Genomic DNA, 25,831 nt, shown 5'->3' on the forward strand with positions numbered 1-25,831 from the left:
CTCCTTTACTGGTCACGGTGGGCGTGGGACGTCTCGTCCGGCTGATCCGAAGCCGATTCTGGGGACAACTCGTCCCACCAGCCAGGCGGGGAGGGCATGGCGAGGGCGCGGTGCGGGTCGAGGTGCTCGTCTTCGGTGCACTGGTAGAAGGGGCCGCGCGCGCCGAGCAGGATGGGAAGTTGGTGGTCGAGATAGTCGCGATACCACACGCCCATGCCGGTGCCGGGTTCCAGACGCAGGGTTTCCCAGGCGTGCCAGAGCGCGGAGAGTCGGGAGATCGCCTCAGCATGCCGCCACCACTGGGCGCACCAGCGGAACTCGCCGCCGAGCGTGCGGCGGAACATCGGGATGAACCGGTCGGTGACCCACGCTTCCACAGAATCGTAGACGGGTTGAGGCTCCTCGCTCATGACACTCCCCGTTGCGCGCCTTGGGTGATCAGCTCTTGGGCCTCGTTGACGCAGGCTTGGATGCGTTCGGCGTCGGGACTGGCGTACCAGGGGCGGAGTTTGATCAGCGCAGCCTTGCCGCCGGTGGCCAGCAGCAGCGCCGTTCCAGGTGGTAGGGCACGGATCGCGGCGGGTTCCAGGATGTCCTGGCGGCGTAGGGAGATCTGTTCGGAGGTGCGTCCGTCAGCGTAGCTGACCGAACGGACAGGCACGTCATGCTGGCCGACCAGCGTGGCTAGGTCGCGGGCCAGGCGGGGGGAGTCGACGCCGGCTCCTATCACCTTGCGGGTTGCCGCGCCCCACATGGCGGCCATTCCTGTCTCGCCCCAGACAGCCATGCCTTGTTCGTAGGACTGCAGGATGGTGATGGGCACGATGCCGCGTGAGCCGAGGTGGCTGTACAGCTCGGGCAGATCGGCGATTCGGCAGATGTTGGCCGCCTCATCCAGCGGCACGACCAGCGGCGGGTCCAGCCGTCCGCCCATGCGCTCGGCTTGCCGTTCGGCGGCACGCATCGCGGTGTCGGTAAGCGCAGCGATCAGCGGGGCGGCGGCCGAACGTGACTTCGACAGCAGATAGAGGGTGTCGTGGCTGGTGGCGAAGGAGTGGGCATCGAAGACAGGTCGGGCCGATGGGGTGACCCAGGCCATGATCGCTTCGTCGCGGAGGGCTTTGGTCGCTGTGCGCGCGGTCTGGTAGATGCCATCGCGAGTCTCCACCGCGCCGTTTTGCGCGCCGCGCAGCGATGAGGCGAGCAGGCCGAAGCCTGCGGTTTCTAGCAGCTCGACCGGCGTGGGTACGGCGGGCGCGTCCAGCCACCTGGCGACCTCTCGCAGGGTGCGGCCTGAGGAGGCGGCGGCCAGGAATAGTGCGCACAGCAGGTCTTGAGCTGCCGGGCCCCACAGGTCGCGTTTCTGGCCGTCATCCACGGTAAGCACAAAGTGTCCGGCCAGCCGGTGGGCATCTTCCACACTGTCCAGCCCACGCAGCGGATTCCACCACCAGCCCTGATCTTGGTGGGTGATGTGCTGAGGGTCGAAGAGCCAGACCACGCCGCTGGCCGTGCGCAATCCAGCGGTGGCGGCCCACAGGTCGGCCTTGTTGGAGGTGGCGATAACCGGGCCGGGCGCGGACAGCACGTATGGGATGCTCTGGGAGGTGGTCTTGCCCGAGCGTGGTGCCATGAACGCGACGATGGTGTCCTCCCAGGACGCGTACAGCGTCGGACCACCGTGCATCAGATCGCCGAGCGCCAGCCCGATATCGGATGGCTCGATACTGGCGATCGTGAGGCTGCGCCGCAGCTCGCAGGCTTTCAAAGCGGCGACTTCCGGCTTGAGCGGGGAGATTCCCGGGTTGTGGGCCAGTGCCTTCACCGGGTCGCTCGGATCGGGCAGGCGGCTGACGATCGCCCATACGACTGCCGTGATCAAAGCTGCGGTCATCGAAATGAGAAGTACGGCCGTCGCGACGACGAGCGAGGTCGAGGTGCCCGGCCAAGCGGCAGCCGTACGGCCTTGTAGTACATCGGTGACGAACTCGAACCCGTACGGCGCAACCTCCCCGGCGGCCAGCCACGCCGCGATCCGCGCCGCCAGCCACACCAGGCCGAACAGGCCCGCCATGCCCCAGCCGATCGCGAGCACCGCCCAGGCCCCGGTGGCACCGTGTGGCGAGATTCCGGCGCGCGGGCCGATGGCCCGCGTCATGATTGCTCCCGGATCGCTTGATCGGTGTCATACAGCTCGCGCTCCGCGCCGACCAGCGACAGCTCGACGGGAATGCCGAGCCGCCCGCCGGTTTTGATCAGATACTTGCCCCGGCCGGGATGCCGGGCGCCGGGCTGCCAGGAATCGGGTGCTGACCAGGAAGCGACCAGGCCCTGCTCAGGCCCGGTGAGCCGAGTGGTCTCATTGACCCGGGTCAGCTCGCGCGGCGGCAGCCCTGCCAGGATGGTGATCGCCGAGCGATCCATGAACCCACGGGCTTTGGCGCGATCTTCTTCGGTGCGCAGCGCGTCCAGGTCGGCCAGCGAATGAGTGATCATGATGGAGGCCATGCCTTTGGCCCGGTTCAGCCGGGTCAGGCTGTCGGCGTACTCCACCAGACCCGGGGCCCCGCGTAGCGCCCGCCACAGCTCGTCCATCACCCCCAGGTAGGAGCGGCGAGGTCCGGCGCCAAGCTCGGCCAAGGTGGCGGCGGCGTCGACCATGGCGAAGCCGTACGCCCAGGTGCACAGCATCGCGGCGGTGAGCAGCTTGTCCGCGCCGACACTGACGTGGGAGATGTCCACCGACACCGCTGGCGCGCCCAGATCGATGGGCCTGCTGGTCGGCGCGTCGAAGACCCCGGCGAGCGACCCGGTGCACAGCAGTTCCAGGGTGAAGATCAGGTCGCCGACGCATTCGCGGTAATGGTGGTCATCGCGCACGCGCGCCGCCGCGCGTAGCTCCTCCGAGCCTTCCTCAATGGCTCTCAGAACGTCGGGAACGGTGGGCTCATCTAGTCGGGCATCCAGTAGATCCACCGTGCGGCCCAGGATCACCTCCTCGGCGTTGCTGATAGGTGCCTCGCGGACCAGCGTGCACAAGGCCATCAGCAGCGAAAGCCTACGCCCGCGGATCTCCCAGCGAAGCTTGTCCGCCTCCGCCTGTGGCAGACTCCGTACAGCGGAGCCGAGCGGCCCTGCGTCGAGGGGGTTGATCCGGTCCAGGCCGCGTCCGACGCGGATCACCTGGCCGCCGAGATGCTCGATCAGCATGGTGTAGTCCGGTTTGGTGTCGCCCAGGATGAGTGCGGTGGAGCCGGCGGCGACCGCCCCGGTCACCAGGCGTTTGACGAGGGTGGACTTGCCGGTACCGGGCTGGCCCAGGACGAACACGCCGGGATTGGTGACCAGTCCGGCACGTAGCCAAGCCAGCGGGTCCAGGCAGACCACCTCACCGAACAGCAGGTGACGGCCGATCGGCGTGCCGATCGCGGGCGAGCCGGAGCCAGCGACGAACGGGAACAGTCCGCACAGCTGATTGGTCGTCGCCTGATAGTCGACGCCTGCCTCGACATGGGCGGCACGCCCGGCCCGGGGCTCGCGCCAGCCCCAGGCCGGGGCGAGCGGATCTATGGCGTGCACTATTTCCACCTCTGGGATAGTTCGGCGGGACAGACTCCGCAGGGGAGAGTGGTGGCGAAGGCAGCAGCCTGGCTGCCCCACAACCGGCGCAGCCGGATCCGCGAGGTCTCGGCAGCGGTCTCGGTACGGGCGATTGCCTCGGACAGGTCAGCGGAGTCGATGACCGTGGTGGTGACGTACATGGTCACCAGGCAGACTCCGGCGCCCATAGCCTCCTCTGCGGCGGCCTGCCGGGCGCGGGCCTGGTCAAAGGCATCGCGGGCGCTTTCATCACGCCCGGTGCGACGCCGGTACTGCTCGCGGAACGCGGCGGCGTTGACCTCTTCCTCCAGCACCTGGGTGGCCTGGGCGGCGGGCAGCGGCCGGTACTGCAGGCTGACCCGCTTGGCGTACGGGCCGGGGGCGACCAGGCGGGAGAGCACGTCGGCGGGCACATTCTGCCGGGGCGCGTCGTGCCAGGCCCAGCTCACGCTGGTGCCGCTGTCATGCCGGTAGTGGTCGGCCGATTCCTGCGCGTGGATCGGCCCGGCATCAGCCCAGGTGAGATCGGTGCGGCTGACCTCGCCGCGGGACGCCGGGTCGAACGCGGCCCTTACGGTGGCCGAGATCTCGCTGGCGGTCGCCCGGCCTGCGACGGTGACGCCGCATCCGCCCAGCGACGAGGTCAGGCCTTCGACGGTCCGGCTGGTTTCCATGACAGCTGAGGTGAGATCCGTCGGCGGCGCGGGGGAGCGGGCGGGGTCGAAGGTCAGGCTCAGGTACGTGCGCACGTCCGCTGCTGTGGCGGGTGCGGTCTTCACAAGCTCGCCGAGGAGGAGAGTGGCGGGGGCGGGCGCGTCCGGGGCCGTGGTGCGCGCGATGCTGTCGGCCAGGGTGGAGCCTGGCTCGGGCGCAGTGTCCACAGTGACCGTCACCCACCGCAACGTCGGCACATGTCCCAGCGAAGCGAGCCAGTTGCCCCAGTTCGAGACCCAACCGTCGGCTTCATCACGGTTGGCCAGCCACATCGAGGTCGGCACGACCTGCACTGTGAGGGTGAGATAGCCGGTGCGACGGTCCCAAACGATCCCGTACGGCCGACCGTACCCGTCCTCGGCCGACAGTAGCCGCGTGGCGGCCAGCACACCTGGCAGTTGGAACGCTCGCAGATGAGCCAAGACGACCCCGCCCTGGAAGGTGCTGTAGTCGCGCGCCGAGCCGTACCACCAGCGAACATGCCGCAGTACGGTGCGACCCAACGGCACACCGTCGAACTGGACCAGCGCTAGACCGCCGATCGCGAGGGCGGGCGGCCCGGCGTACAGCACCAGCGCAGGGGAGAGCGTACCCAGTAGGATCAGTACGGCGATCGCGCCGAGCAGGATGAGCGTCCCAGTGGTGCCCAGACCGAACAGGCCCAGGCTGCGGCGTCGCCGCCAGCCGCCGTAGGTTCGGACATCGGCCATGGATCATCGCTCCCTGTGTGGCGACTGGGTGGCGGCGGCCGAGGCGTCGGCGGCGTTGCGCGCTCCTGTGGCCAGCCCCGACACGACTGTCACCACACCTGCGGTTGCCGCTCCGGCCGCAGCTGTGCCGCCTTTGCTCGCTGCCGCGCTGCCTCCGGCGCCGCTGGTTGAGGTGTTGCCTGTGCTGCCGGGCGGGGTTGCCGGTCCGCGGTTTGGCCGGCCATTGCCGTCGAGTTGGCCAGCGAGGTAGCTGGCGTGTGAGCCCGCGTCGCTTGATCGCGAGCTGGAGTGTGCGCCGCCGCCGCGAAAGGCGCCGACCGCCACAGCGCCCATGACGGCCGCGCCGAGGATGCCCTCGCGGTTGCCGCTGGATTCGATGGATCCGGTGGTCCAGGTGAAGAACTTCATCAGCACCGGCAGGGCGATCAGCGACAGCGCCAGCATCGCGAACGCCATCAGGAACGTCCGTGCGTCTTTCGTCTCGCCGATCATCGTGAACGTGGTCGCGTACAACGCCGCCGCTGCCGGCTTGTAGAAGATCAGCGCGAGCATCCAGCCGGTGACCTTGCGGAACCATGGCCGGGTTATCCTGATCAGCGCTCCGGAGGCGGCCAGCGGTAGCACACCGGCGAGAACTACAAGGGAAGCTTCGCGAAACAGCATCAGCACCGCTTGGATGGCGCCGAGCAGGATGGCGATGACACCAAGCACGATGACAAGCCCAGGGGACGCGCCGGTCAGTTGCAACGCCGAGGTGAGACGCTGACCGAACTGGCCACCGGTGGAGGCGTCCAGCACCCAAGAGGACCAGGCGTCACCCATCTTGACCAGCAGCGAGGCCATCAGAACGCCGATGGACGAGGCCGCCGCGATGGCCACAAGTCCGGAACCGATGTCGATCAGCGGATGGGGTTTGCGGGTCAGTGCCATCTTGCCGCCTGCGACGATAAGCCCCAGGACAGACACCGCCGCTGCGAACGGCATGGTCCAGCGCTGGAGCCGGGCGATGGCCGGTTCTACTGCCAGATCGGGCGAAGAGACCTTGACCCACCAGGAGGTGGTGTTCCCGACGACCCAAGCGATGCCGTCCTGGATCGACTTGGCGAGCTGACCCAGCATGCCATCGGTGACCCCGGAGGCCGCTGTGCCGACTAGGCTGTCAGTAATCACGCACAGTGGGGAGATCAGGGTGGGGCAGGACATCTACGCCTCACCCCCTCATCCCGACATCGAGCCGGGTATAGCCCTCCAGGGACGTCACCTGGGTAGCTGTGTTGCCCCAGTCGCCGCCCAGTGGTGCGACGACCCGCCAATCGCCGTCCTGCCAACGCACCTGGATTCGGGTCGACGCCCGCACCGTGCCACCGGACGGGGTGGGGCCGGCGCTGACGATATCGACCGTGGCGGCGTCGGGCGTGTAGCTCTGCCACCGGTATGCCTCGTAGACCACGTAAACGTCGCCGAGTGAACTCCCCGGTGGCAGCCCCGCTTCGGTACGGCTGCGCTCGTACAGGTCATGGGTCGCGGTCATGAGGGCCTGCTGATCCGTCCCGATCACCTGCCGGGTGATCGTCGGGTCGAAGACCGCAGGTCCCCACTGGGCGTTCGCCCGGACCGCGATGTGCAGCACAGCCAGTAGCGCACCTGGCTGCGTACGGGCGAAACCGGAGGCGAGATCGTCTCCTGTGGCGCGCGGACCGTCGGCCGCCGACAGCGGCAGCCGTACACCGTGATACTCCTGCCATCCGGTCGCCGACGCGGATGGTCTCGCTGGGCTCGGGACGGTGTCTTCGTCGCCGCCCGCGAGGACGATGATGCCCAGCACAGCCGCTGTCGTGGCCAGCCCAGCCAACACCAGATGCGTCCGCCTCATTTGAGGAACATCCCGACGATGCCCGATGCGGTGCCCGCCAGGCTCAGGCCACCCAGCACCCATGGGATACCGGAGGCGCCGTCGGCGGCGAAAGAGGAGCGGTTCTTGCGGCCGATCGCCATCTGCGCGGCACAGATGAACAACCCGCCGACTCCCGCGACTATCACCCCCCACTTGGCCCAGCCCAGGATCGTATTGATCGGCTGCTTCAGACCCGGCGGAGCCTGCGGCGGTGGATTCGGCACCGCCTGTACCAGGTCGAGAAACGTCGAGATCAGCATCACTGCCCCCTCACATGCGTTGCTGATTAACCCGTTTGGCACCCTCTGAGGTCGAGTGCGCTCGCCACACCTGCGCTGTAGCGGTTAGTAGCGTGATCGATACGGTAGGTGTAAGAATGACGGAGCGCAAGCAACGCCAGGCACCTCTATTGAGCGCTAGACCTGCAGATGAAGCCGCTAAAGCAGTCAACGGGGGGCATCTTGTCCGAGAGCAATCAACTACGAGGAGTGAGCGTGGCCGCGTCGTCGGGTCGTGACCCCGATGTGCTCACCACCAAGGAACTCGCCGTCAAACTTGGCCTGTCACCGCAGACGATCCGCCGGATGGTCAACGCCGGACAGATCCCGGCGCTGCGCACCGGCAAGGACTACCGCTACTCGTGGAACGCGGTCCTGGACATCCTGCGACAGCCGCATCCCATTCCGGAGGCCGAGGCTCGTGAACGCAACGGCGCCGGATACCGCGCCGACCGCCAGGCTCGAGCACAGGCGGAACGGATCCCGTGATCGCTTCTCGGTCCAGACGTGATCACGCGAATAGTGGTCGGGGGAGTGCTCGGGCTGCTGCTCCTGGTGCTGCCACTCGGTCTGATCTTTGTCACGGCGGAGGGGTCGTTGGGATGTGGCGCGGCCGCGGCTTATGACATTCCGCCGGATTATCTGTGGCTGTATCAGCAGGCCGGACGACGGTACGGCATCAGCTGGCAGGTGCTCGCCGGCATCGGCAAGGCCGAGAGCGACCACGGCAGGGGAGCCGCCACGGGCATCCGGTCGGAGGCCGATGCGGCGGGTGCTATGGGGCCGATGCAGTTCCTTGGTTCGACCTGGGCTTCCTATGGCGTGGACGGTGACGGCGATGGTCGGCGCGATGTCTACGACCCTGCGGACGCGATCTTTTCAGCCGCACGATATCTCAAGGCGAACGGCGCTCCAGATGATCTGTATCGGGCGATCTGGCACTACAACCACGCTGACTCCTACGTTCGCCAGGTCATGGTGTATGCCCGTGGCTACTCCGCCGAGGTCGGTGCTGAGTTTTGCTTTGATGCGGTATTGCCGACTGCGGTGGCCGGACGGGTGCTCGCCTATGCCCGGCAGCAGCTTGGCAAGCCGTACCGATGGGGCGCGGAGGGGCCAGGCTCGTTCGACTGCTCCGGCCTGGCCATGCGTGCCTACCAGTACGCCGGACTCGCTATCCCCCGTGTCACCTACCAGCAGTGGAAACACGGCACGCGCATCCCGGTCGGCCAGGAGCAGCCAGGCGACCTGATTTTCATGCGCATGGGACCTGCTGGCCCCCGTCATGTCGGCATTGTGGTCACCCCCGGCCACATGATCCACGCCCCCCGAACCGGAGACGTGGTCCGCCGCGCCTCCTACACCACGCGATCCGACGTCGTTGGATTCGTACGCTCAACTGTTTCGGGGGACCTCACATGAGACCGCTCAGCTTGATGGAGCTCCACCAACTCCCGGCTACCATCGACCTGCTCACCGCCGCCCGGGCCCTCGGCCTTGGCCGCACCAAAGCCTACGAACTGGCGAAGAGGGGCGAGTTTCCCTGTCGCGTCATCCGCGTGGGTGCCGCCTATATCGTCCCGACCGCCGAACTGCTCAGGCTGCTTGGGATGGACCCGCCGACCTGGCCACAGTGATTCAGCGCCGGGGAGCATGTCGTAGGGTGCTCCCGCGCCTTGCTCGGGACCACCTACTGGCGGATGCCGCGTCTATGCCGGTGGGTTTGGGGCGCGTGTTGTCATCGACGGGCGCGTGAACGGGTACGAGCGAGAGCATCCAGGGCGGTTTCGTCGGCATCGGGGAGGGTGTGGAGGTATTTCTCAGTGGTGGAGATGCTGCCGTGGCCGAGGCGTTCTTTTACGACCTGGAGGTCAGCGCCGCCGGCGAGTAGCCATGAGGCGTGGGCGTGGCGGAGGTCGTGCATCTTGACCTTGAACTCCAAACCTGAGGAAGCCAATGCGGGCCGCCATATTTGGTCGCGAAACCATCGGCGGGGAATATGGCCGTCGCTGTCCCATTGCCGCGCTTGGCGCGGGTCGTCCTTACCTGCTGCTCGTCGTTCTGCCCGGTAGACGGCATAGGCGTTCTTGCAGTGCTGGCAGCGGCACTTGCCTGCAGCGTATGCGCTGAGCGTGCCGTGTTGGTATCGCCGTCCGGCGGTGTTCGGTTCCGTCAGGCCCAGGTGCTCTGTCGGCTGCGTCTCTGGCTGCGGCGCGGGCTCTTCGGGGCGGTATACGAAGAGCAGGTCGTCACGCTTCAGCTTGTTGTCTTTGATGTGCTGCTTGAGCTTGGCGGCGATCTGCGGGGTGACCTTGAAGCGGCGGAACTCCCTGTCCTTGGGGTACTCCTTGATCAGGAACCGCTTGCCTTCGGGCTGGCACTTAGGGGTGATCTCGACGACCGTGCGGCTCACCGTTACGAGGCAGTTGATGAGTTCGAGGTCCTTGACGCGGAGTTCGATGAGCTCGCCCCATCGCATGCCTGTCTCGATGGCGGTCTCGGCCAGCAGGCGGGTCTCCTCGGTGGGCAGTGCGTAGTAGAGCTGGTCGAACTCCTCAGGGGAGACGATGCGCAGCGGCTTCTTCGGCACCGTGGGAGTCTTCACACCCTTGCATGGATGCAAGGCGGTGACCTGGTCGTTCAGCGCCGTGGTGAAGATGCCGCTGAGGATTGACTTGTTGAGCCGGATGGTGGCGGGGGAGAGGCCGCAGTCCTGCTGGTCCTTCACCCAGACACGTACGTCACTTGGGAGGATCTCGATCATACGCATAGGGCCGAACCAGCCCATGATGTGCGCGTAGATCGAGTATGTATACCCCTCGCGAGTCGTGGCCTCCATCATGTGATTCGGTAGCCACTCCATCTCGACATACCGCTGGAACGTCTGGCGACTTCGAGCGGCGTTCCCCAAACGACCTTCGGCGACCCGAGCTTCCGCAGCCTGCCAGGCTTTGTCGGCCGCCTTCTTGCTGGCGAAGGTACCGGCTGAGTGCCGCTCCCCGCGGATGTCACGGTACACAGCCGTATACCTGGTCTTGCCGTCTGCCCCGACTCGGGCATAGGAGTGGCCCATACATCCCCCTTGATCGTCCGTTGCTGGTTTGTTGCTGTATCCCGCGTCAGAGATCGAGATGCGACGACAGGCTTTGACAGCCGATCAAGCTGTCTACCAGCACTTTAGCCTGGATGACGCCTTCGGTGTGGGAGGGGATTGAACGCAATAACGCGACTGGGGGTCAAGGGGTCGCAGGTTCAAATCCTGTCGTCCCGACCGCGTTTTCGCAGGTCGGAAGCCTGATCACTTTCTGAGTGATCAGGCTTTTCTGCTGTCTGACCGTCATCTGACCGTGGTCTCGAGGCTGTCGGACTGTCCTGACCGCTGCCCGCCAATGCTGGCTGTGACCAGCGCGTCCGCGGTCAAGGCCGCCGCTCGTGCGCACGTGTTCAAACGGGTTTCCTGGTTTCAGTCAGTCATGCCAAGTCCTCAGAGATCTGACTGGCAGCTGCGCCAGGTCGTGACCCGCTGCCCGGCCCATCGCCGACCTCGGTTTCGGTAGCAGACGAGTCTCTATCCTGATCTTCATGCTCCCCGTGCCGACGCGGACGCTTCTCGCCGGACTGAGAAGCTCGGACGGAGGGCCGCGATCAAGTTCGTCATGATTCCGAACGGTGGCCGCGATCAGAGCTCGGGCCAGGTTTGATCACGAGGCGAAGATCATGGTCAGGCTGCGTCGTTCGGGCACGCCTGCCGGACATGACTTGGGGGGTCTACAGCGATCCGGTTGGCGGGCGTCTCCAGTTCATGGTGATGGAGTTCGTCGACGAGGCGGGCTCGACGGCATTGTGGCCGAGCACGGATCCCTGCCCGTCGGGTGGGTGACTTCGATAGGCGCGCAGGCCGCGGTGGTGCTGGAAGCCGCGCACCGCGAAGGAGATCCTGCACCGGGAGCTCAAACCGCGTCTAATCTGATGCTTTGCCGCGACGCCTCGGCGCAGGTGGTCGACTTCGGACTGGCCGCCATGCATGATCGCGAGCTGACGAAGCAGACCAGGTCTGGCCAGATCCTAGGCACCGAGTCGTACATGTCTCCAGAGCAGGTGGAGCAGAACGAACTCAGTGTCGCGTATCGACCTGTATTCGCTGGGATATGTGCTCTATAAGCTGCTCACCGGCCGGACGCTGTTCGCGCAGGGCCGGGCCGGGGCCGACACCTCGTTTACCCCGAAGAGGTCATTCTTCGATCCCGGCATCGCAGCACAATCCCCGGTCAGGGGCCAGGCCCGCGTGTCACGGGTCCTGCCTCATTTATTTATCTGGCCCTGATCTGACCCGGGACCAGACGTCACTCCCCACCTCTGGCCGTCAGTTCGGATGCTGGATCGGGCTGTTCCGGCATCGGCGAGTTCGTGGAGTTGAACTGTCGCGATTGGGTTCTATGCGGTGTGGCCAGCGTGGCGTCGGCACTCATCGTGAAAGTTCGACGGTTTGATCTACAACGTAAAGGCGCCGAAGTGGGCGCCGACATAGCCGTGCAGCTAAGGCCTCACGAAAGGCTGTCAAGATATCCGTTCCAGGCGTGACGGGAAGCTCTGATCGCCCGCAAGGCGGTGTACCACCACAAAGACGCCGGTGGGCAGTGTGACCTGGTCTCGAAGTGGGGCCCGGTATGTCTGTTCCGGATGAAGTTGACGGCAAGGACAGGCCCTGACCTGCGGCACGACACCTTGGTTCGGACGGTTTCCGGCGGAGTTGTTCAACTCTTTCTGTCGGCGAGAGGAAATCTAAGTCCCGGAGGGTGAACTGCCCCGGTTGGACAGTGAGCCGACCGCTCCACTGACACCGCGAGGTCGCGGCCACTGACGCTCAGGCGACTGACGACACTTGGCCGATGTCGCTGAGGCAATCGCTGCCGCCCGAGGCCGGAGCCGTGTTCGGTGCGACGCCCGACACTACGCGGCGGCCGGGGCGAGCTGTTCGTCGCTCCCTCTGCACGGCTCCGCAATGGCTTCGACCTGCATCTCGGGGCGACCACCACGAACGCGGGAAGCACCTGCAGTGATCCACAACTGATCCACAAGATCGGCCAGCGAGCATGGCTCGTGTACGACGATCAAGGAGAGGGTCACATGAACAAAAAGCGCACGGCTGTAATGATCATGGCTGCGTTCTTCACCGTCGGGGCAGCACAGCTCATCGGCGCCGGGTCTGCCGCAGCCGCGCCCCTGAACGGCGCAGGAGTGTCGTCGATCTACCCCGACCAAGACCCCATCGACTGCGATACCCATCCGCACCACTGCCGCTGATCCGGCGCTCGTCGTGCTCGACTAGGCACTGTCTCAAATTCGAGCACCGACGTGTTGGTGCCGTAGGACCGGCCGGGGGTTCTACCGGCGGATTCTGACCCACCTGAGCGAGCCCCGCTCCGCTTCCGCGAGCCGGAAACGGGGCGGGGCTCTCGGCTGCCGGCGGCCGGGGGAGCCGACTGCATGATCGTGCAGGACCACCGGAAACCCGGCATGGGAGCAGCAAGCGTAGCGGGCCCGCCGCCGCTCGATCGTGCGGGCGGTAACGTCCAGCTCCACTGCCTTGGCCTGCTGCCGCTCGGCCAAGCTCCGCCGTGACGGATCGAACTCCTCCCGTGGGACCGCATCGGTCGGAGCGTCCGGCGGCAGCCCGGTCTCCACCTCGACGATGTGCCGCCAGCGTTCCGCCTCAGCCAGGACCTCGGCGGGCATGGCATCCAGCAGCCCGAACGGCTCAACGGCAGGCGCAGCCCCGGCGCCGATGACCGCGAAGTCCGCCGCGGCCATCAAATGCCCCGCCAGCACCACCTGCTCGCCCGCCTCCGACCGCAGCCGGACCGACGTGCCGGCCAGCCCGACGACCTGATGCTCACTGCCGTCGAAGCAGACCCAGTCGCCCGGCCGCAGCACCGCCCGTTCCATCACTCACCCACCCAGGTCACGACCGAGTCCGGGTGCAGTGGCGCCGCTAGGTCCCTCTCCAGATCGTGTCGCCAGAGCAAGTCGAACAACACCGGCAAGACCGCGATCGGATCCCCAACCTTCTCGGCCCCCGCCATCAGCCCCGTCGGCTCGCAGAACGGCTCGCGCAGCGCGCTGGCAACGCCCGGCAGCCGGTGGCGGGGGATGGCGGTAGCCAGCCAGCGCACGTTCGCCACCTTGATGGCGTCGGCCGCGCCGACCACCCGATAGTCCCAGCCGACCATCTCGCAGGCCGACTCGGTCGCGGCGAACTTCATCGCATCCCGAGGCCGGATCCGCTCCAGCGGACGGCAGTCCAGCACCAGGCCGCCGCCGCCGTCGGCCAGCCGGGCGAAGTAGTCCGGCGCGTGCGAGATGCCCTTGCCCCGCTCGCTCGTCCAGAACAGCCAAAAGGGCTGGGCGGCGATGCCGACCAACAGGGGTTTCTGACGCGTTCTCCTTGCCTGCGTTGCTGTCAGGTCCGCTGCATGGTTTCGGGGGAATCCGGCGTGACCTGCGGCTCGACAAGTTAGTCCGGACGGGGGGCTCATGGTCGTCCGGACTAACTTGTCGGTTTCTGCTGTCCGTTCCCAGATGATCTGGTTCAGCTCCTGGCCCGCGCTCACAACGCGATGGGGCGATATTTGAGATCCGCTACCGGCACCTCGGGGCGATGTCCCCCGTCGATATGTCCGCGCGTTCGGGGGCACGGCCAGCGCGGCCAACGCGACTCCGAGCCGTCGTTCCGTCGCGAGGGAGCGGCCAACGTGCCAGGATGAATCACGTCAAGCCGTAACTCGCGTGGGCCGGTATCGCAGGGCGACCGCCCCCGACCGGAACTCACGGCGGTCCACGGGCTCGAGCTGGATGCGCTCGCGCAGACCGGCGAGCAACGTCGGCCCGTGTCCGGCAAGGACCGGCTGCACAAGGAACTCGTACTCGTCGATCAGTCCCAGATCTGCCAACGCCAGGGGGAGCGTCACGCCACCCACCCACAGGCCCTCGCCTGACTCCTGCTTGAGCCGCTGAACCGCTTGCCCGAAGTCGCCTCGCACCAGCTCGGCATTCCAATCGACCGCGCTCAGCGTGCTCGACACAACGTACTTCTTCGCCCGGTCGATGGTCTCGGCGAACGGGATCTGCCACTCATCCATCCAGTCAGGCCACGTGTCCGTGGCCGGCTTCCGCCACGCCGACTCCATCATCTCGTAGGTCACCCGGCCGAATAGCAGGGCATCGGCTCGCTCCATCTCAGCGGTCCAGTAACGCATCGACTCCTCGTCCGGGGGGAGCCCTGCCTCGTGATGGCAGCAGCCGTCGAGCGTGACGTTGATCGAGTATCGAAGTGGTCTCATCTCGTTGCTCTCCCTTGATGCGCGCAGCGCGTTTTCACCGGACGTCTACTTAGACGGCTGTCGGCGCCATTTCTCATCGGCGCCCGATCCCACCTACTCAACACCGTCGTGATGCGAACCAGACCGCAGACTGAGCGCGCGACCGATTCGGGCGCTCGGGGCGTTCAGGTTCGCAACGGGACGGCGCTCATAACGCTCGACTTCGATGCACGGTGCCACGTCACCTACCGTCGGCTCAGGGCCAACGACGAACGTCGCAAACGCTGCCTGACGCGGCACTAGCTGCGATAACGCCAGCTTCTACACACTTCTCGGCATCCGCGAGGCCATCCACCACGCCGGCGGCAGCCTCATCCTGGCCAATCCCAGTCCACCCGTCGAACTCGCACTGTCTCGAAGCGCCCTGCGAGACCTACTGCCCCTCCACGACATCCTCGCCAAACAGCCACCGCCCGGCCACCCAGACAGCCCGGAGTGACGTCAAAACTCACCGACATTGATCAAGGAATCGGCCCCCAACCGCCTCCCGAAGTCAGCGACAAACGCCGCGAGCATGTCGTGGAGCTGGGCGCCGGTGACATGCCGGGTGATCTTGGATTTGCGGCTGGGCAGGTCCATGCCGTCGAACGGGTTGCGCTGCGCGGCCTGGGCGCGGAGGAGGTAGCGGTACCAGCTGGACAGGGCCGACAGGCGGCGTCGGCGGCTGCCGTTGGCGTATCCGGCATGGCGCATGGCTGCGGCGAAGGCGTCGGCTTCGATGAAGCCGACGTCGCTCAGGTCCAGGCCGCGGGCTTGGATCCACCACAGCCACCAGGAGGCCTCCTTGATGTAGGCGTCCTGGGTGGCGGGGGAGGAGCGGCGTTCCGACAACAGCCAGCCGCCGGTCGCGGCCAGCACCCGGTCGGTGGCGCCCGCGGTGCGCAACAGGGCGGCCAGGCCGCTCGCGTCGCGGGCCGGCGGCGCGGTGCCCATGGCCGGCAGCTGAAGCGGGAGCGCGCCGATGGGGATGAGCTCGGCGAGCACCCCCTGGTCATCGTCGTCGTCAAGGCCGGCCGGCGGCTCCAGCACGATGACGCCCGAGGCGGTCAGGGCCTCCAGCCCACGGGCCACGCCGAGGTCGGCACGGGACCTGTCGTGCTCGTCGGCCGCACCCGGGACTGGGCTGTCGGGGGCGGTCATTCGCACCACCAGTGGGTGGCAAGCCCGCGCTCGACCCGTTCGATGGCGTCGTTGCGGTTCTCCACCCGCTTGCGGCTCCCGTCCGTGCCCAGCCGCACGAAGTACTGGCGCAGCCTACGGACGACCGCCTCCCCGGCGCTGTCGCCGACGGCCGCCAGGCCGGCCGTCGGCGGACGCGGCCGGTAGCCGGGGAAAGAGCCTCGCAACTGCTCGTAGCGGGCGGCGATCTGATCGACCGCTCCGCGATCACCGACGATGGCGGCGATCTCGGCCCAGCTGCGTCCCTCGGACCGGGCGCCGTCCAGCAGGTACAGCTCGCGCTGGTCGAGGCTAGTGCGCGCCGAGGGCAGCAACCGCAACGCGTCGTCGATGTCGGCGGGCGCGGCGGGGATGTGCGGGCCGAGCGGATCTAGGCGCTCCATGGCCAGCGCGGCCGCGACCCGCTCGACCGCGGTGAGCGCGGGCAGCCCATAGTCGGCGTCGGTGCGAGCGAGGCGTTGTTCGACCAGGTCTCCGTGCCGATCAGCGAGCCTGCGGCGGACGGCCTGCTGCTCGGCCGCCAGCGCGCGCTCCTGCCGCAGGGTGTCCTCGCTCATCGCGCGACCCGCCCGGCCACCGTGATGACGAAGGAGCCCAGGTTGTCGCCGAGGCCGTGGTGCAGGTGGCCGCCGGTCAGCTCGCCGTGGGCGTCGATGCGGACGTCGATGCGGACGTCGACGAACACCGTGGTGTACCCGTGGAAGCGGGCGTAGGCGTGGATCTCACGCGCCACGCGCGCGTCTGGCAGCGTCGGCCTGTTCATCGCGGCTCCCGCTGGTCGGGGTCGTGTCTGACGTCGCCGCGGTCAGCCTCCGTCGTGCCGTTCGGGGCTTGCTGAACTCGACGGTTGAAGTCACGGATCTCAGCTGCCGCTTCCTGGTCCAGACGCCGCCGCGCAGGGATCCCCAGGAGGGCTTGGCCACGCAAGAAGCTGATCAGCCAGACGGCGACCTTGTCATTGGCCGGAACGTTGCGGCCGTTGATCCAGTCGCTCCACGACGAAGACGGCACCCGCAGCTGCGGCTGCCGTGCTTGTGCCTGCGTATGGATCGCCTTTTGAGGGGGTGAGCCTGCCGCCGCGTGCAGCGCCCTCAGCGCCGCCGCGTACCGGGCTGTCGCGTCCTCGGGCTCGCTCACCCTCGCACCCCTTCGCGATCCGGATCAGGATCCGGATCGGAACCTGCCGGAAAACTCGTCCCCGCCGATATCCCCGAGATCTCCTAGCCTGCCTGGCCGCTCACGCGGGTGGAAGCAAAAGCCGAAAAACCCTCCGGACAGGCTCAATCACGGGCAACGCCCCAGGCACCGAAACCAGGGCCCGCCCAAGGAGAACCCGCTCATGATCGACCGCCCGTTCCTGCGCCGCCTGACCCGCACCGCGCTGGCCGCCGCCGCGGCCCCCATCACCCTGGCCATCTGGTGGATCACTCACCGCTGAGCCCACCACCACGCCCGGCTCCCGCAGCCGCTGCGGGAGCCGGGCCGCGCGCCGCCAGCACCCACGCGCCTTCAGATGGATTCGGTACCGGAAGCGCCCAAGGGGCAGTCGGCTGCCCTGCGTTTGACGGAGCGGGGGTGCCACGGTTCATGCTGTCCGGGTCCGGCCGGCCGCGTGGGCGACCCGCTCGTGGAGCTCGACGAAGGGATCCACCCCAACCCACCAAGTCATGGCGCGAGCGTACGCCGCTCACGAGCTGAATCCCATCGGCCAAGGACACCAGCGTCTTCAGGGCTTCTATCTCGCGCCTGGGGGTCGAGGTTGTCCGGGAGCCCGACCGCCCCGCAGAAGGCCGCCGACCGCCGCAGCGCCCACATGAGCGCGACCGTCCAGGCTGAGGCCCTGCCCCCCGACCAGCTCACCGCGATCCTCGCCGGCGCCCTCGACCGCCTGGTCGACCACAACATCCTGCGCGCCGTGCTACAGCAGTCGGCCCGCGAACGCCACGACCTGCTGGCGTGGGTCGACCACGCCTGACCCGGCAACGGCGCTCTCAGGAAGCGGCCCTACTGCTCAGGGGCAGGCGCGATCCCGAGGACGGCCACGACGCTGAGGTCGGCCTGCGCCGAGCAGGTGGCTCTCAAGCTCGACAACGCTTTGTCCCGCCAGCCCCTGGCCTTCGACGCCAGCCTGGGGATCTCGTGCCCGGCCTAGGCCCAAATGATCTATCTAAACGGCATTGGCCTCCTGACGTGATAAAACGCCATGGAAACGGCTAGCCGAGCAGGCGGTGAAGGCGATCACCAGCAGCCAGAACGGGCGTCGCCGCACCGCGGCCTTGACGATCGCGGCGCGGTCGGCCCCGGACGCCGCGACCCTGCGCCGCGCCCGCGGATAGGCGGTGCTGCGAGCCCTCAGCGGCATCCTCATCGGAGACGCCGGCGTCCACGGCCGCCCCAGGCGGCAAGCCCACCTGGGGCCCACCTGCCCACGCCGCACTGCGACGCCTCACCACAACGGCGCATCGCTGATCAATCGCTTCCCCACGCGCTCGAAGACCATTGCGCCGGGCCGCGGACGCCGTTGCCGTCCCGGCCACCGGAAACAGCCGTCCCGGAAACGGGGGTCGTATCCGGGACGGCTCGGAGAGCCTCCCCTCGGAGGCTGTGACCTGCGGCGCTCGTTGGCCAGAAATCTGCAACATCATCTGGCCGCATGTCACGGACTGCGGCACCACCTCACCGCTTGATCAACCCGATCCCTCGGAAGGAACCGCCCCCGCGAAAGGACCCGAGATCGCGGTTCTACCAGTCGTCGGGGTTGGCTCGCACCTGGCTCATGTCGCCTGCCCGGAGTGCTTTGGCCGGGGCGACAAACCGCAAAATGCCCCCGTCGCCCCACTCCCACATGTCGGTGCCGGCGAGAGTGAGCAGGTGAGCATAAGGCTCCTCCTGCGACAGCTCCTGCAACAGGTCAACGCCGTAGCTGCGGATCGGCGGCCAGCCGAACGCCTGATTGCTTATGCCACCCCACTCGATGCCTTGCTCGTCCACGCAGTACTGCGGCCAGGCATCCTCGCCGAACTTGTCGACCACCAGCCAGCCGGGATTCACGCGGTAAAGCGATGACCGCTCGATCTCGTCTCCGTAATCGAGGGTGCTGAGCACCGGATCGCAGTCGTAGGACGAAGCGGAGGGCAAAGTGACGGCAGGGTTGGCGTGCATCCGAACCCGGTCGAACCTCGGGGCCGGATCCGGTGCCGGGACCTCGACCGCGCGTTGCGGGTCAGCAGGCACGACCCGGCATACCCGCGGATCGTCATAGCTGAAGCTGCCGGCATCTTTCGGAACCTCCCTGGACCCGGTCCATGGATCCAAGAAGAAGAAATTGAGCAGCGCGGACCCGGTCGACAGGATCTGATCACCGAGCCACGGGCCGAGCGCGTCGACATCGAGCACGGCATACAGGCTGAGCGGCACACCCGCGTACACAGGCCACTGTGTGCCTGGCTCCAGCAGCGCCGGGCCGCCCCACCGGCACAGCCCAGTCGCCGCGGCATCCTCATCCGCAGGCTTCAGATCGAACCCGGGCCGCGCCAACGCCGCCAGCTGCCCCCCCACGTGCTCCCCCAGATGTTCAACGCACAGCTCACGCACGCCGGACAGCACCTCTTCATACCTCACCCGACCATGAAAGCATCACAATGCCCCTGAAGATCACCAGTTCCGAACGTTTCAGACCAGGGAAGGCCAAGCCCCCGGCCCCCGCCGGCAGGCACACGGTGCACAACGACCCCGTCCAGACCGTAACTGTCCAGCTCAGCTGCTTCGGCGGGCGGGTCGACGTGGACGCCTTGGCCGGGCCGGTCGACGCGCGGCGCCGCCGCCGGGGTGCGGGGTTTCGTCGCTCGCCGGCCCGCCTGGTCGCCCAGTCGAGGCAGCCGGCCAGGATCGGCCGTGGTTGAGCAAGATCTCAACAGATCCTCAACACGCGCTCCCCTACCTTTCGGTCATCAACTCGGATCAGGGGAGGGGACACCATGATCGGTACGATGAAGGTGCTGGTGGGGGCCGCGGCGCTGGCGGGCGGCCTGGCGGTGGCGAGCGTACCCGCCCAGGCGGCGGCGGGCCCGATCAACTACTCCTGCGGACCCCGCATCGATACCCCGCGCTCCGGCGGGCAGGTCGACCGCGTCAGCGGTTACAACGTCAGGCTCTTCATGAAGGCCAACGCCTACAGCGGGCAGGACATCTATTTCGTCAAGGGCTACGGCCTGCGCCCGGGCGACAAGGTCTCGCTCGACTGGTCCGACACCAAGGGCCGCACCTACCACGCCTGCCACGGCACGGTCCACCGCGGCCGCACCGGCGCCCAGACGTGGGCCATCAACGACCGGGGCGGGTACCGGAGCTTCCGCGCCTGCGTCAAGACGCGCGGCTCCTGGCACTGCACCTACTGGGGCGTCGGCTCCTGACCTTAAAGCCGCTGCGCGGAGCAAGATGGCCCCCCACTCGGGTCGGCGTCACCAGGGGCAAGGTAACTCTTTGTGACTGTCGTGACGCTGCGTGATTTGCAGAAATACTCGGTTGAGCTGCGGGAACGGGCTTAGCGTACGTTTTCGTTCCGCCACACTCTGACCCCGAATTCTTGATCGTCCGGCCCGACCAGTCATAGGAGGCGAACAAGGCCGCGTCGACCTTGACCTGCCCAGCCATGAACTCCACCGCCGGGCGAGGCACGTCCTCCCGGCGAGGGAACCGCGCCTCCAGCTCGAAGAACTTGAGCATCAGCCCGAAGCCCAAGCGCGTGGCCCCGGACTTGTTCGCCAACAGGGCGAGCTCCTCCTCATCCAGTGTCCAGCACTCGATCAGGTCTTCCAGCTCCCACTCACGTCTCACGTCCGCACCTTTCTCCCGATCTCCACCGAAGGCCGGAAGAAGGATGCTTTGTAACCGAGTCACTACCGACTGGTATGTCCGAGCCGTGATCGTCACGCAGTGAACCCGCGACGGGACTTAAAGTTACTTTTCCCCTATGTCGGAGCTGGTCACCCCCTCGCCATCTACCCGAACAGCGATCACGCAGAGTTACTTTGCCCCTGGTGACGGCGACCCGAGTGGGGGGCCATCCTGCTCGTGGCGGTGCGCTCGCGCGCGCGCCGGACGCCAACGCCAACGAACGATGGCTGCGGGCCCGCTGCCGAGGACAGTAGGACAGGTCCGGCCAACCTCGCACTGGAACGTTCCCACCTGGGCGTTTGCGGCCTTTCGCAACCTGGCCACGTGAAGCGCAGGCCGATCCACTCCGGCCACGGGGGGCCTGCTGTCTCGTCAGCAGCTTTCGGCCTCTCAGGTTCGCTTCGCTTGTAACAGTCACTCGGCGAAGGAGTATGGGAAGAAGATCCGAAAGATCAATCTCAGCGCTCGGCGACGCGCGGGGACAGAAGCCGGGACGGTTCCTGATCCCCCGTGAGAGCTACCGCGATGTCCGTTCCAGGGGGATGGCACGCCCGGCTCTGATCCCTAACCTCTGTTAAGCCGCGGAAGACACCGCGGAAATTGATCGAAAGGATCGCGATCGTGGCGTCCGCGGAGCACCCGGAAAGTACTGTCCCGCAAGCCGGCCTCGCTATGGGCCGCGGCCGGTTGCGCAGGTTCCGGTTCCCTGTCCTGCTGGTTGCGTTGTTCGGTGTGATGGTGGTGACGGGCGGGATCAACCAACTCGTCTCGCCTGTCCCTCTCCTCGCTCTGCCGGTGGGCGTCGGCCTGGCCATCGCCGCTGTGGCCTGCTACCGATGGTTGTGCCGGGCCGTCGAGCTCCGGCCGGACATCCCCGAACTCGGTAAGACGGGCCGATGGTCCCAGCTGCGGCGCGGGACGGTGCTCGGGTTGGCCCTGTTCGCAGGGTTGATGGTGCTGATCGCGGTGTTCGGTGGCTGGCAGGAGGTGTCCTGGGGTTCCTTCGGCGGCTTCCTCGGCACCGCGGGCCTGATGGCGAGCGTCGCCGTCGCCGAAGAACTGCTGTTCCGCGGGGTGGTGTTCCGCATCATGGAGGAACGTATCGGCACTGTGATCGCCCTGGTCGTATCCATGCTGCTGTTCGGTGCGATACACCTGGTCAACGCCAACGCCACCCTGTGGGGCGCGCTCGCGATCGCCTTGACGGGCGGAGTCATGCTGGCCGCCGCCTACGTCGCCACCCGCTCGCTGTGGCTGCCCATCGGCCTGCACTTCGCCTGGAACTTCACCCAAGCCGGAATCTTCGGTGTCACGGTCTCCGGATCGGCCGTACCGCCCGAGGGCCTGCTGAACATAACGCTGTCCGGCCCGTCCGCGTTGACCGGCGGCACCTTCGGCCCCGAGGCCAGTCTTTTCGCGCTGCTGGTCTGCATGGTGCCCACGATCCTCCTGCTGCGGCGGGCCGCCCGCACCGGCCAGATCCGGCCTCGCCCGAGCCGCGTCAAGCTCTCCGCCTGACCGGAACGACGCCGGCCGCAGGAGCCGGCGCCGCATCAACCTTGATCGGCGGAGACCAATCCCACGCGATAGGCGAGAACGACCGCCTGTACACGGTCCCGCAAGTCGAGTTTGGCCAGGATCCGCGACACATACGTCTTGACGGTCTCGGCGCTGATGGACAATCGTGCGGCGATCTCCGCGTTGGACAGGCCCTCAGCGAGCTGTTCGAGTACTTCCAGCTCCCGCTGAGTCAGTGCCCGCACGATCTCCTGCAGGGCCGTCCGGGAGGAGTCGGTGGGGCGCAAGCGCTCGGCGAAGCGGCCGATGAGGGCACGGGTGGCGGCGGGCGCGAGCAGGGAATCGCCGCGCGCGATGGTGCGTACGCCGTCCACCAGTTCTTTCGGCCGCGCGTCCTTGAGCAGGAACCCGCTGGCGCCTGCCCTGAGCGCTTCGTAGGCGTACTTGTCGACGTTGAACGTGGTCACCACCAGCACCTTCACCGGATCGGCGACGCCGGGCCCGGCCAGTTGCCTGGTGGCCGCGATGCCGTCCAGGATGGGCATCCGGATGTCCATCACGACGACGTCCGGCAGCAGCCGCCGGGCGGCCTCGATCGCCGCGCGGCCGTCCGCGGCCTCGCCGACGACCTCCATGTCGGGCTGGGCGGAGAAGACCGTGGTGTAGCCGGTGCGCACCAGCTCGTGGTCCTCGCAGATGAGCACCCGGATCGGCGTACTGGTCATGCGGTGCTCCTGGACGGGATGAGGGCCCGGACGCTGAACCCGCCCTCGGGCCGCGCGGCGGCGGTCAGCTCACCGTTCAGCATGTGTACGCGCTGGCGCAGCCCGTCCAGCCCTCGTCCCCCGGACGGCACGGCGGGGCCTTCTGCGTGAGCGATCCCGTCGGTGGTCACCTCGATGTCGATGTGGCCGGCGCGGTGGTGGACCGTGACCCTGGTGGGCTGGCCCGTCGCGTGCTTGACGGCGTTCGTGAGGGCCTCCTGAACCACCCGGTACGCGGCCAGCTCGACGTCGATGGGCCGGGGCAGGCGCTCGCCGTGCTCGGTCAGTTCGACGGGCTGGCCGGACATGCGGACCTGTTCGACCAGGTCGGCGACACTGCCGAGGGCCGGCGTATGGTCCGTGAGCGCGGCGTCGCCGGTCGCCTCCAGCACACCGAGCAGATACCGGAGTTCCGTCAGCGCCTGCCGGCCGGTGTCGCTGATGGCGGCCAGCCCTTGCCCTGCGCGTTGCGGTGCGGTGCCGACCAGGAACTGTGCCGCGTCGGCCTGCACCACGATGGCGGTCACGTGATGGGTGACCACGTCGTGCAGCTCACGGGCGATGCGGGCGCGTTCGTCGGCGCCGGCCGCCAGCACGGCGAGCCGCCGCCGTTCGGCCTCCTCGGCCCGCCGTCGGCGCATCCCGGCGCCGGCCATCCAGAGCACCACCAGAACCAGGTAGAAGGCGAGGAAGTCCCGGTTGGGGGATCCCAGCTGGCTCAGGACGATCGCGAGCGCGGCGTAGCCGGCGCTCACCGCCGCCGCGAGCGTGCGACGGTGCCGGGACTGTTGGGCTCCGGCCGTATACAGGGCCAGGTAGAAGCCGATGCTGGCGAACGTCTGCGGATAGCAGAGCGCCTGATGAACGGCGAAGGCGGCGCCGATGACGGCGAGGCAGGCCGCCGGGTGACGGCTGCGGAACGCCAGCGGCGCCGACTGCGCCACGGTCAGCACCACCGCCAAGGCGTCGGCCGGGCGCTTCGGCAGGTCACTGAGCTGCGCTCCAATGACGGACAGCGTCGGTACGAATGCCAGCGCAGTGAGCGTCGCCGCGAGCGCGCCGTCCTTGACCGAGGCCTGCTGGGCTCTCCACCACGCCGACCATGAGCGGACGGCCAGGGGAACGCTCATCGGTGTAGTCTAACGGCCCTCTGCCTGTACCTGGCGGCCTCAGCACCTTTCACCACCGAGCGCGGGCAGCAGGCCGCAGCGCCGGCGGGCGACCCTGACCGTCCAAGCGGGTCTGATCGCGCTTGCCGTACAGCCGCCGAGGCCACATCGTCGAGCACTAACCCGAGCCAGGGCAGCGGGCATAACGGGCAGATTCCAAAGGCCTACCGAGAGGGGCAAGAAGATCAACTAGCGGCTCTGGGGCTCCCCCGCTCTCCAGTGACCTGGGAAACCAGGCTCGGCGGCTTCCTCGCCGCTCTGCTGATCTCCACGATCGCCGCGCTCGCCGGAGTCTCCGGTGCCAAGGCGGCGGACCTCTCCGTCGTGGCACCGCGCCGGGAACCCTCCCATCAGCGGGCGGGAGGGGCCGTAACGCTGGTGATGGGCCCGACTAGGAGATCCTTCGCGGATCGTACGAACTCTGTGACGAGTGGGTTCGTGTCCGCGGTCCGGGTGGCTACGACGATCTGGCAAGGCTCGATCCCGCAACGGTGACCAGGCCGGGGCGCAGGGTGTAGCGCCGGTCGCCGGCCGGGACGATGGCGATGGCGGTGCCGTCGGTGATGGCCTCGAGTTTGTCCTCGTAGGTCTCGGCCAAGGTAGGACCCACCGGGGCGGGTTCGCTGCCCGATCGGGGTTCGAGCCGCCAGAAGGTGGTCCATTCGACGCCCATCCCGGTACAGCCCGCGTCGGGCGACCACATCCCGAGCAGCCTGACCACCGCACCCGGCGAACCATGGTGGTCAACGCACTAGCGGGGGTAGATGAGCGAGTGCGTCGCCTCAAGCCAGTCAGCGGCGATGTCCGTCCCCGTGATTCGGCCGATCAGCGTCAGGACGGAGCTGATGCTCTCGCCCTCGTCCACGCGATCCTCGATGACGTCGTCGCCGCTGGTCTGGAAGCGCAGCCCTTCCATGAGGTGGTCGAGCGCGTGCGGATCGCTCCCGTGTACGGGGTCGGGCCAGGTGGGCTGGAAGGCGACAACCACCTCCCCGTCCTTCAGATACTTGAAATGGTCATGGCCGCCCATATCCATACTGAAGCAGAGCGCCTCCCGCCCGCCCGCCGTCAACGGCAGCAGGAAATCGTCGTCGGTCGGCCCCGGAATGATGCAGGTCCACCCTCCGGCCTCGCCCACCCAGGTGGGCCCGCCTTCCTCACTGTTGTCGAGCAATTCGTTCAGGTGGCTCGGCGTGCTGGTGACGAGGTCCAGGGAGAAGGCCTCGGCGACGGCGTCGCGATCCATTCCTTTGACCCAGAGGGCGCTGAATCCCAGCGTCCAGAGGTCCATCTCGTCATCGAGTCCCTCGGTGAAGATGGTCGAGACCAGGAGATCGTGCAGGTGCGTCGGCGACTGCATGCTCACCTTCCGATGGTGGAGAAGCCGGGAGAGGGCGAGGCCCTCTCCCGGCTATGACGTTATGACGGTGGTGCGCCGTTGCGGATTCTGACCCAGAAGGCATTGGACGGCCAGTTGCCCGCGCCGCCTTCGAGCTGGCCAGAGGTGAAGACGCGGTAGCGGGCGTAGAAGGCCGCCAGGTCGCGTCCTGCGGCTTGGTTGTGGTCTGTGCTCACCTGACGAAGTGAGGCGTTGAAGGTGGGCGTCCAGACGTTGTTGATGAGCTGGCCTTCGACTGGCGTGTTCAGGAGGAGCAGATACGGCGGCTGCGGTGCAGGATCTTCAAGGCGGTTCAGGAGGGGGACTGGCCCAAGGCCAGAAGCCTCCAGAA

32 protein-coding genes are annotated in these 25,831 nt (G+C 67.4%); 10 read left to right on the forward strand and 22 right to left on the reverse strand.

The genetic code is table 11. The annotated features are described in order from the left end of the window. Positions 1 to 5 precede the first annotated feature (5 nt). From ABZ911_RS38140 to ABZ911_RS38170, 7 genes are read right to left on the reverse strand one after another with little or no spacing between them, the layout of a single operon-like run. Positions 6 to 410 carry a DUF4913 domain-containing protein gene (locus ABZ911_RS38140; RefSeq protein ID WP_358067789.1) on the reverse strand — a complete coding sequence of 135 codons (405 nt, stop codon included), beginning with the start codon at positions 408 to 410 and terminating at the stop codon, positions 6 to 8. Continuing rightward, positions 407 to 2,158 carry a TraM recognition domain-containing protein gene (locus ABZ911_RS38145; protein ID WP_358067792.1) on the reverse strand — a complete coding sequence of 584 codons (1,752 nt, stop codon included), beginning with the start codon at positions 2,156 to 2,158 and terminating at the stop codon, positions 407 to 409. Before ABZ911_RS38145 ends, ABZ911_RS38140 begins: the two co-directional genes overlap by 4 nt. Further along, entirely contained in the window at positions 2,155 to 3,579 is a 1,425-nt protein-coding gene (locus tag ABZ911_RS38150; RefSeq protein WP_358067795.1) for a hypothetical protein, read from the reverse strand. The genes ABZ911_RS38145 and ABZ911_RS38150 overlap by 4 nt, the downstream gene beginning before the upstream one ends. Continuing rightward, positions 3,579 to 5,024, reverse strand: a complete 1,446-nt coding sequence (locus ABZ911_RS38155) for an SCO6880 family protein (protein WP_358067798.1) — start codon at positions 5,022 to 5,024, stop codon at positions 3,579 to 3,581. Before ABZ911_RS38155 ends, ABZ911_RS38150 begins: the two co-directional genes overlap by 1 nt. A 3-nt stretch (positions 5,025 to 5,027) precedes the next feature. After that, positions 5,028 to 6,227 (reverse strand): hypothetical protein, encoded by a 1,200-nt coding sequence (locus tag ABZ911_RS38160; protein ID WP_358067801.1) that lies wholly within the window; start codon positions 6,225 to 6,227, stop codon positions 5,028 to 5,030. A gap of 7 nt (positions 6,228 to 6,234) precedes the next feature. After that, the gene (locus ABZ911_RS38165) at positions 6,235 to 6,849 is read right to left on the reverse strand and encodes a hypothetical protein (RefSeq protein ID WP_358067804.1); all 615 of its coding nucleotides are present in this window, start codon (positions 6,847 to 6,849) and stop codon (positions 6,235 to 6,237) included. A 44-nt stretch (positions 6,850 to 6,893) separates the two neighbouring features. Further along, the gene (locus tag ABZ911_RS38170; RefSeq protein WP_358067807.1) at positions 6,894 to 7,178 is read right to left on the reverse strand and encodes a hypothetical protein; all 285 of its coding nucleotides are present in this window, start codon (positions 7,176 to 7,178) and stop codon (positions 6,894 to 6,896) included. A gap of 234 nt (positions 7,179 to 7,412) precedes the next feature. On the opposite strand from ABZ911_RS38170, the gene ABZ911_RS38175 reads away from it, so the two are divergent. Genes ABZ911_RS38175 through ABZ911_RS38185 form a run of 3 tightly spaced genes read left to right on the forward strand, consistent with a single transcriptional unit; the run spans position 7,413 to position 8,833 of the window. Next, positions 7,413 to 7,685 (forward strand): helix-turn-helix domain-containing protein, encoded by a 273-nt coding sequence (locus ABZ911_RS38175; protein ID WP_358067810.1) that lies wholly within the window; start codon positions 7,413 to 7,415, stop codon positions 7,683 to 7,685. Between the two features lie 45 nt (positions 7,686 to 7,730). Further along, positions 7,731 to 8,618, forward strand: coding sequence for an NlpC/P60 family protein (locus ABZ911_RS38180; RefSeq protein ID WP_358067813.1), 888 nt, complete (start codon positions 7,731 to 7,733; stop codon positions 8,616 to 8,618). Beyond that, positions 8,615 to 8,833 (forward strand): helix-turn-helix domain-containing protein, encoded by a 219-nt coding sequence (locus tag ABZ911_RS38185; RefSeq protein ID WP_358067816.1) that lies wholly within the window; start codon positions 8,615 to 8,617, stop codon positions 8,831 to 8,833. The genes ABZ911_RS38180 and ABZ911_RS38185 overlap by 4 nt, the downstream gene beginning before the upstream one ends. Before the next feature lie 101 nt (positions 8,834 to 8,934). Here ABZ911_RS38185 and ABZ911_RS38190 read toward each other — a convergent pair whose 3' ends face one another. Beyond that, positions 8,935 to 10,215: a site-specific integrase gene (locus ABZ911_RS38190; RefSeq protein WP_358067819.1), complete on the reverse strand. Its 1,281-nt coding sequence runs from the start codon at positions 10,213 to 10,215 to the stop codon at positions 8,935 to 8,937. A gap of 1,098 nt (positions 10,216 to 11,313) precedes the next feature. Here ABZ911_RS38190 and ABZ911_RS38195 point away from each other — a divergent pair. Both ABZ911_RS38195 and ABZ911_RS38200 read left to right on the forward strand, forming a co-directional pair. Further along, entirely contained in the window at positions 11,314 to 11,520 is a 207-nt protein-coding gene (locus tag ABZ911_RS38195) for a hypothetical protein (protein ID WP_358067822.1), read from the forward strand. 803 nt (positions 11,521 to 12,323) lie between these two features. After that, on the forward strand, positions 12,324 to 12,500 hold the full coding sequence (locus ABZ911_RS38200) for a hypothetical protein (protein WP_358067825.1): 177 nt from the start codon (positions 12,324 to 12,326) through the stop codon (positions 12,498 to 12,500). Positions 12,501 to 12,581: 81 nt separating this feature from the next. Here ABZ911_RS38200 and ABZ911_RS38205 read toward each other — a convergent pair whose 3' ends face one another. The 7 genes from ABZ911_RS38205 to ABZ911_RS38235 form a co-directional block, all read right to left on the reverse strand. Next, positions 12,582 to 13,145, reverse strand: coding sequence for a hypothetical protein (locus tag ABZ911_RS38205; RefSeq protein WP_358067828.1), 564 nt, complete (start codon positions 13,143 to 13,145; stop codon positions 12,582 to 12,584). Continuing rightward, entirely contained in the window at positions 13,142 to 13,618 is a 477-nt protein-coding gene (locus ABZ911_RS38210) for a TnsA-like heteromeric transposase endonuclease subunit (RefSeq protein WP_358067831.1), read from the reverse strand. The genes ABZ911_RS38205 and ABZ911_RS38210 overlap by 4 nt, the downstream gene beginning before the upstream one ends. Before the next feature lie 348 nt (positions 13,619 to 13,966). Then, positions 13,967 to 14,536: a dihydrofolate reductase family protein gene (locus ABZ911_RS38215; protein ID WP_030925166.1), complete on the reverse strand. Its 570-nt coding sequence runs from the start codon at positions 14,534 to 14,536 to the stop codon at positions 13,967 to 13,969. Positions 14,537 to 15,016: 480 nt separating this feature from the next. Further along, positions 15,017 to 15,715: a site-specific integrase gene (locus ABZ911_RS38220; protein ID WP_358067834.1), complete on the reverse strand. Its 699-nt coding sequence runs from the start codon at positions 15,713 to 15,715 to the stop codon at positions 15,017 to 15,019. After that, positions 15,712 to 16,311 (reverse strand): hypothetical protein, encoded by a 600-nt coding sequence (locus ABZ911_RS38225; protein ID WP_358067837.1) that lies wholly within the window; start codon positions 16,309 to 16,311, stop codon positions 15,712 to 15,714. The genes ABZ911_RS38220 and ABZ911_RS38225 overlap by 4 nt, the downstream gene beginning before the upstream one ends. Further along, positions 16,308 to 16,517, reverse strand: coding sequence for a hypothetical protein (locus tag ABZ911_RS38230; protein ID WP_358067840.1), 210 nt, complete (start codon positions 16,515 to 16,517; stop codon positions 16,308 to 16,310). The genes ABZ911_RS38225 and ABZ911_RS38230 overlap by 4 nt, the downstream gene beginning before the upstream one ends. Next, positions 16,514 to 16,891: a hypothetical protein gene (locus ABZ911_RS38235; protein ID WP_358067843.1), complete on the reverse strand. Its 378-nt coding sequence runs from the start codon at positions 16,889 to 16,891 to the stop codon at positions 16,514 to 16,516. Before ABZ911_RS38235 ends, ABZ911_RS38230 begins: the two co-directional genes overlap by 4 nt. 622 nt (positions 16,892 to 17,513) lie before the next feature. Here ABZ911_RS38235 and ABZ911_RS38240 point away from each other — a divergent pair. Continuing rightward, complete coding sequence (locus ABZ911_RS38240) at positions 17,514 to 17,729, forward strand: hypothetical protein (RefSeq protein WP_358067846.1); 216 nt, start codon at positions 17,514 to 17,516, stop codon at positions 17,727 to 17,729. Between the two features lie 192 nt (positions 17,730 to 17,921). Here ABZ911_RS38240 and ABZ911_RS38245 read toward each other — a convergent pair whose 3' ends face one another. Then, a complete protein-coding gene (locus tag ABZ911_RS38245; RefSeq protein ID WP_358067849.1) occupies positions 17,922 to 18,116 on the reverse strand; it encodes a hypothetical protein in 195 nt (64 codons plus the stop codon). A 380-nt stretch (positions 18,117 to 18,496) separates the two neighbouring features. Beyond that, the gene (locus tag ABZ911_RS38250) at positions 18,497 to 19,375 is read right to left on the reverse strand and encodes a DUF1963 domain-containing protein (RefSeq protein WP_358067852.1); all 879 of its coding nucleotides are present in this window, start codon (positions 19,373 to 19,375) and stop codon (positions 18,497 to 18,499) included. 20 nt (positions 19,376 to 19,395) lie between these two features. Between ABZ911_RS38250 and ABZ911_RS38255 the strand changes: the two genes are divergently transcribed. Both ABZ911_RS38255 and ABZ911_RS38260 read left to right on the forward strand, forming a co-directional pair. Then, a complete protein-coding gene (locus tag ABZ911_RS38255) occupies positions 19,396 to 19,656 on the forward strand; it encodes a hypothetical protein (RefSeq protein ID WP_358067855.1) in 261 nt (86 codons plus the stop codon). A 75-nt stretch (positions 19,657 to 19,731) separates the two neighbouring features. Next, entirely contained in the window at positions 19,732 to 20,166 is a 435-nt protein-coding gene (locus ABZ911_RS38260; protein ID WP_358067858.1) for a hypothetical protein, read from the forward strand. Here the strand turns inward: ABZ911_RS38260 and ABZ911_RS38265 are convergent. Continuing rightward, complete coding sequence (locus tag ABZ911_RS38265; RefSeq protein WP_358067860.1) at positions 20,117 to 20,686, reverse strand: DUF4158 domain-containing protein; 570 nt, start codon at positions 20,684 to 20,686, stop codon at positions 20,117 to 20,119. The genes ABZ911_RS38260 and ABZ911_RS38265 overlap by 50 nt on opposite strands. Positions 20,687 to 21,385: 699 nt before the next feature. Between ABZ911_RS38265 and ABZ911_RS38270 the strand changes: the two genes are divergently transcribed. Continuing rightward, on the forward strand, positions 21,386 to 22,168 hold the full coding sequence (locus ABZ911_RS38270) for a CPBP family intramembrane glutamic endopeptidase (protein ID WP_358067876.1): 783 nt from the start codon (positions 21,386 to 21,388) through the stop codon (positions 22,166 to 22,168). Between the two features lie 35 nt (positions 22,169 to 22,203). On the opposite strand, the gene ABZ911_RS38275 is transcribed toward ABZ911_RS38270, so the two are convergent. From ABZ911_RS38275 to ABZ911_RS38290, 4 genes are all read right to left on the reverse strand, one after another. Next, positions 22,204 to 22,893, reverse strand: a complete 690-nt coding sequence (locus ABZ911_RS38275) for a response regulator transcription factor (RefSeq protein ID WP_358067862.1) — start codon at positions 22,891 to 22,893, stop codon at positions 22,204 to 22,206. After that, positions 22,890 to 24,062 (reverse strand): histidine kinase, encoded by a 1,173-nt coding sequence (locus tag ABZ911_RS38280; protein WP_358067865.1) that lies wholly within the window; start codon positions 24,060 to 24,062, stop codon positions 22,890 to 22,892. The genes ABZ911_RS38275 and ABZ911_RS38280 overlap by 4 nt, the downstream gene beginning before the upstream one ends. A 496-nt stretch (positions 24,063 to 24,558) precedes the next feature. Continuing rightward, a complete protein-coding gene (locus tag ABZ911_RS38285; protein WP_358067868.1) occupies positions 24,559 to 24,822 on the reverse strand; it encodes a hypothetical protein in 264 nt (87 codons plus the stop codon). Between the two features lie 30 nt (positions 24,823 to 24,852). Continuing rightward, positions 24,853 to 25,461 (reverse strand): DUF6461 domain-containing protein, encoded by a 609-nt coding sequence (locus tag ABZ911_RS38290; RefSeq protein WP_350923684.1) that lies wholly within the window; start codon positions 25,459 to 25,461, stop codon positions 24,853 to 24,855. Between the two features lie 305 nt (positions 25,462 to 25,766). On the opposite strand from ABZ911_RS38290, the gene ABZ911_RS38295 reads away from it, so the two are divergent. Continuing rightward, positions 25,767 to 25,831 (forward strand): hypothetical protein (locus ABZ911_RS38295; protein ID WP_358067879.1); only part of this gene is annotated, 65 nt, incomplete at its 3' end.

The sequence above is a fragment of the Nonomuraea sp. NPDC046570 genome (genome assembly GCF_040645915.1).
In the GTDB taxonomy this organism is placed as follows: Bacteria; Actinomycetota; Actinomycetes; order Streptosporangiales; family Streptosporangiaceae; genus Nonomuraea.

Excerpts from the sequence above, each read along its gene's own strand:
- ABZ911_RS38140 (WP_358067789.1), bottom strand. The coding sequence starts at position 410 with ATGAGCGAGGAGCCTCAACCCGTCTACGATTCTGTGGAAGCGTGGGTC.
- ABZ911_RS38145 (WP_358067792.1), bottom strand. The coding sequence starts at position 2,158 with ATGACGCGGGCCATCGGCCCGCGCGCCGGAATCTCGCCACACGGTGCC.
- ABZ911_RS38155 (WP_358067798.1), bottom strand. The coding sequence starts at position 5,024 with ATGGCCGATGTCCGAACCTACGGCGGCTGGCGGCGACGCCGCAGCCTG.
- ABZ911_RS38160 (WP_358067801.1), bottom strand. The coding sequence starts at position 6,227 with ATGTCCTGCCCCACCCTGATCTCCCCACTGTGCGTGATTACTGACAGC.
- ABZ911_RS38170 (WP_358067807.1), bottom strand. The coding sequence starts at position 7,178 with ATGCTGATCTCGACGTTTCTCGACCTGGTACAGGCGGTGCCGAATCCA.
- ABZ911_RS38185 (WP_358067816.1), top strand. The coding sequence starts at position 8,615 with ATGAGACCGCTCAGCTTGATGGAGCTCCACCAACTCCCGGCTACCATC.
- ABZ911_RS38200 (WP_358067825.1), top strand. The coding sequence starts at position 12,324 with ATGAACAAAAAGCGCACGGCTGTAATGATCATGGCTGCGTTCTTCACC.
- ABZ911_RS38215 (WP_030925166.1), bottom strand. The coding sequence starts at position 14,536 with ATGAGACCACTTCGATACTCGATCAACGTCACGCTCGACGGCTGCTGC.
- ABZ911_RS38220 (WP_358067834.1), bottom strand. The coding sequence starts at position 15,715 with ATGACCGCCCCCGACAGCCCAGTCCCGGGTGCGGCCGACGAGCACGAC.
- ABZ911_RS38225 (WP_358067837.1), bottom strand. The coding sequence starts at position 16,311 with ATGAGCGAGGACACCCTGCGGCAGGAGCGCGCGCTGGCGGCCGAGCAG.
- ABZ911_RS38230 (WP_358067840.1), bottom strand. The coding sequence starts at position 16,517 with ATGAACAGGCCGACGCTGCCAGACGCGCGCGTGGCGCGTGAGATCCAC.
- ABZ911_RS38245 (WP_358067849.1), bottom strand. The coding sequence starts at position 18,116 with ATGCCGCTGAGGGCTCGCAGCACCGCCTATCCGCGGGCGCGGCGCAGG.
- ABZ911_RS38255 (WP_358067855.1), top strand. The coding sequence starts at position 19,396 with ATGCCCCTGAAGATCACCAGTTCCGAACGTTTCAGACCAGGGAAGGCC.
- ABZ911_RS38260 (WP_358067858.1), top strand. The coding sequence starts at position 19,732 with ATGATCGGTACGATGAAGGTGCTGGTGGGGGCCGCGGCGCTGGCGGGC.
- ABZ911_RS38270 (WP_358067876.1), top strand. The coding sequence starts at position 21,386 with ATGGTGGTGACGGGCGGGATCAACCAACTCGTCTCGCCTGTCCCTCTC.
- ABZ911_RS38275 (WP_358067862.1), bottom strand. The coding sequence starts at position 22,893 with ATGACCAGTACGCCGATCCGGGTGCTCATCTGCGAGGACCACGAGCTG.
- ABZ911_RS38280 (WP_358067865.1), bottom strand. The coding sequence starts at position 24,062 with ATGAGCGTTCCCCTGGCCGTCCGCTCATGGTCGGCGTGGTGGAGAGCC.
- ABZ911_RS38290 (WP_350923684.1), bottom strand. The coding sequence starts at position 25,461 with ATGCAGTCGCCGACGCACCTGCACGATCTCCTGGTCTCGACCATCTTC.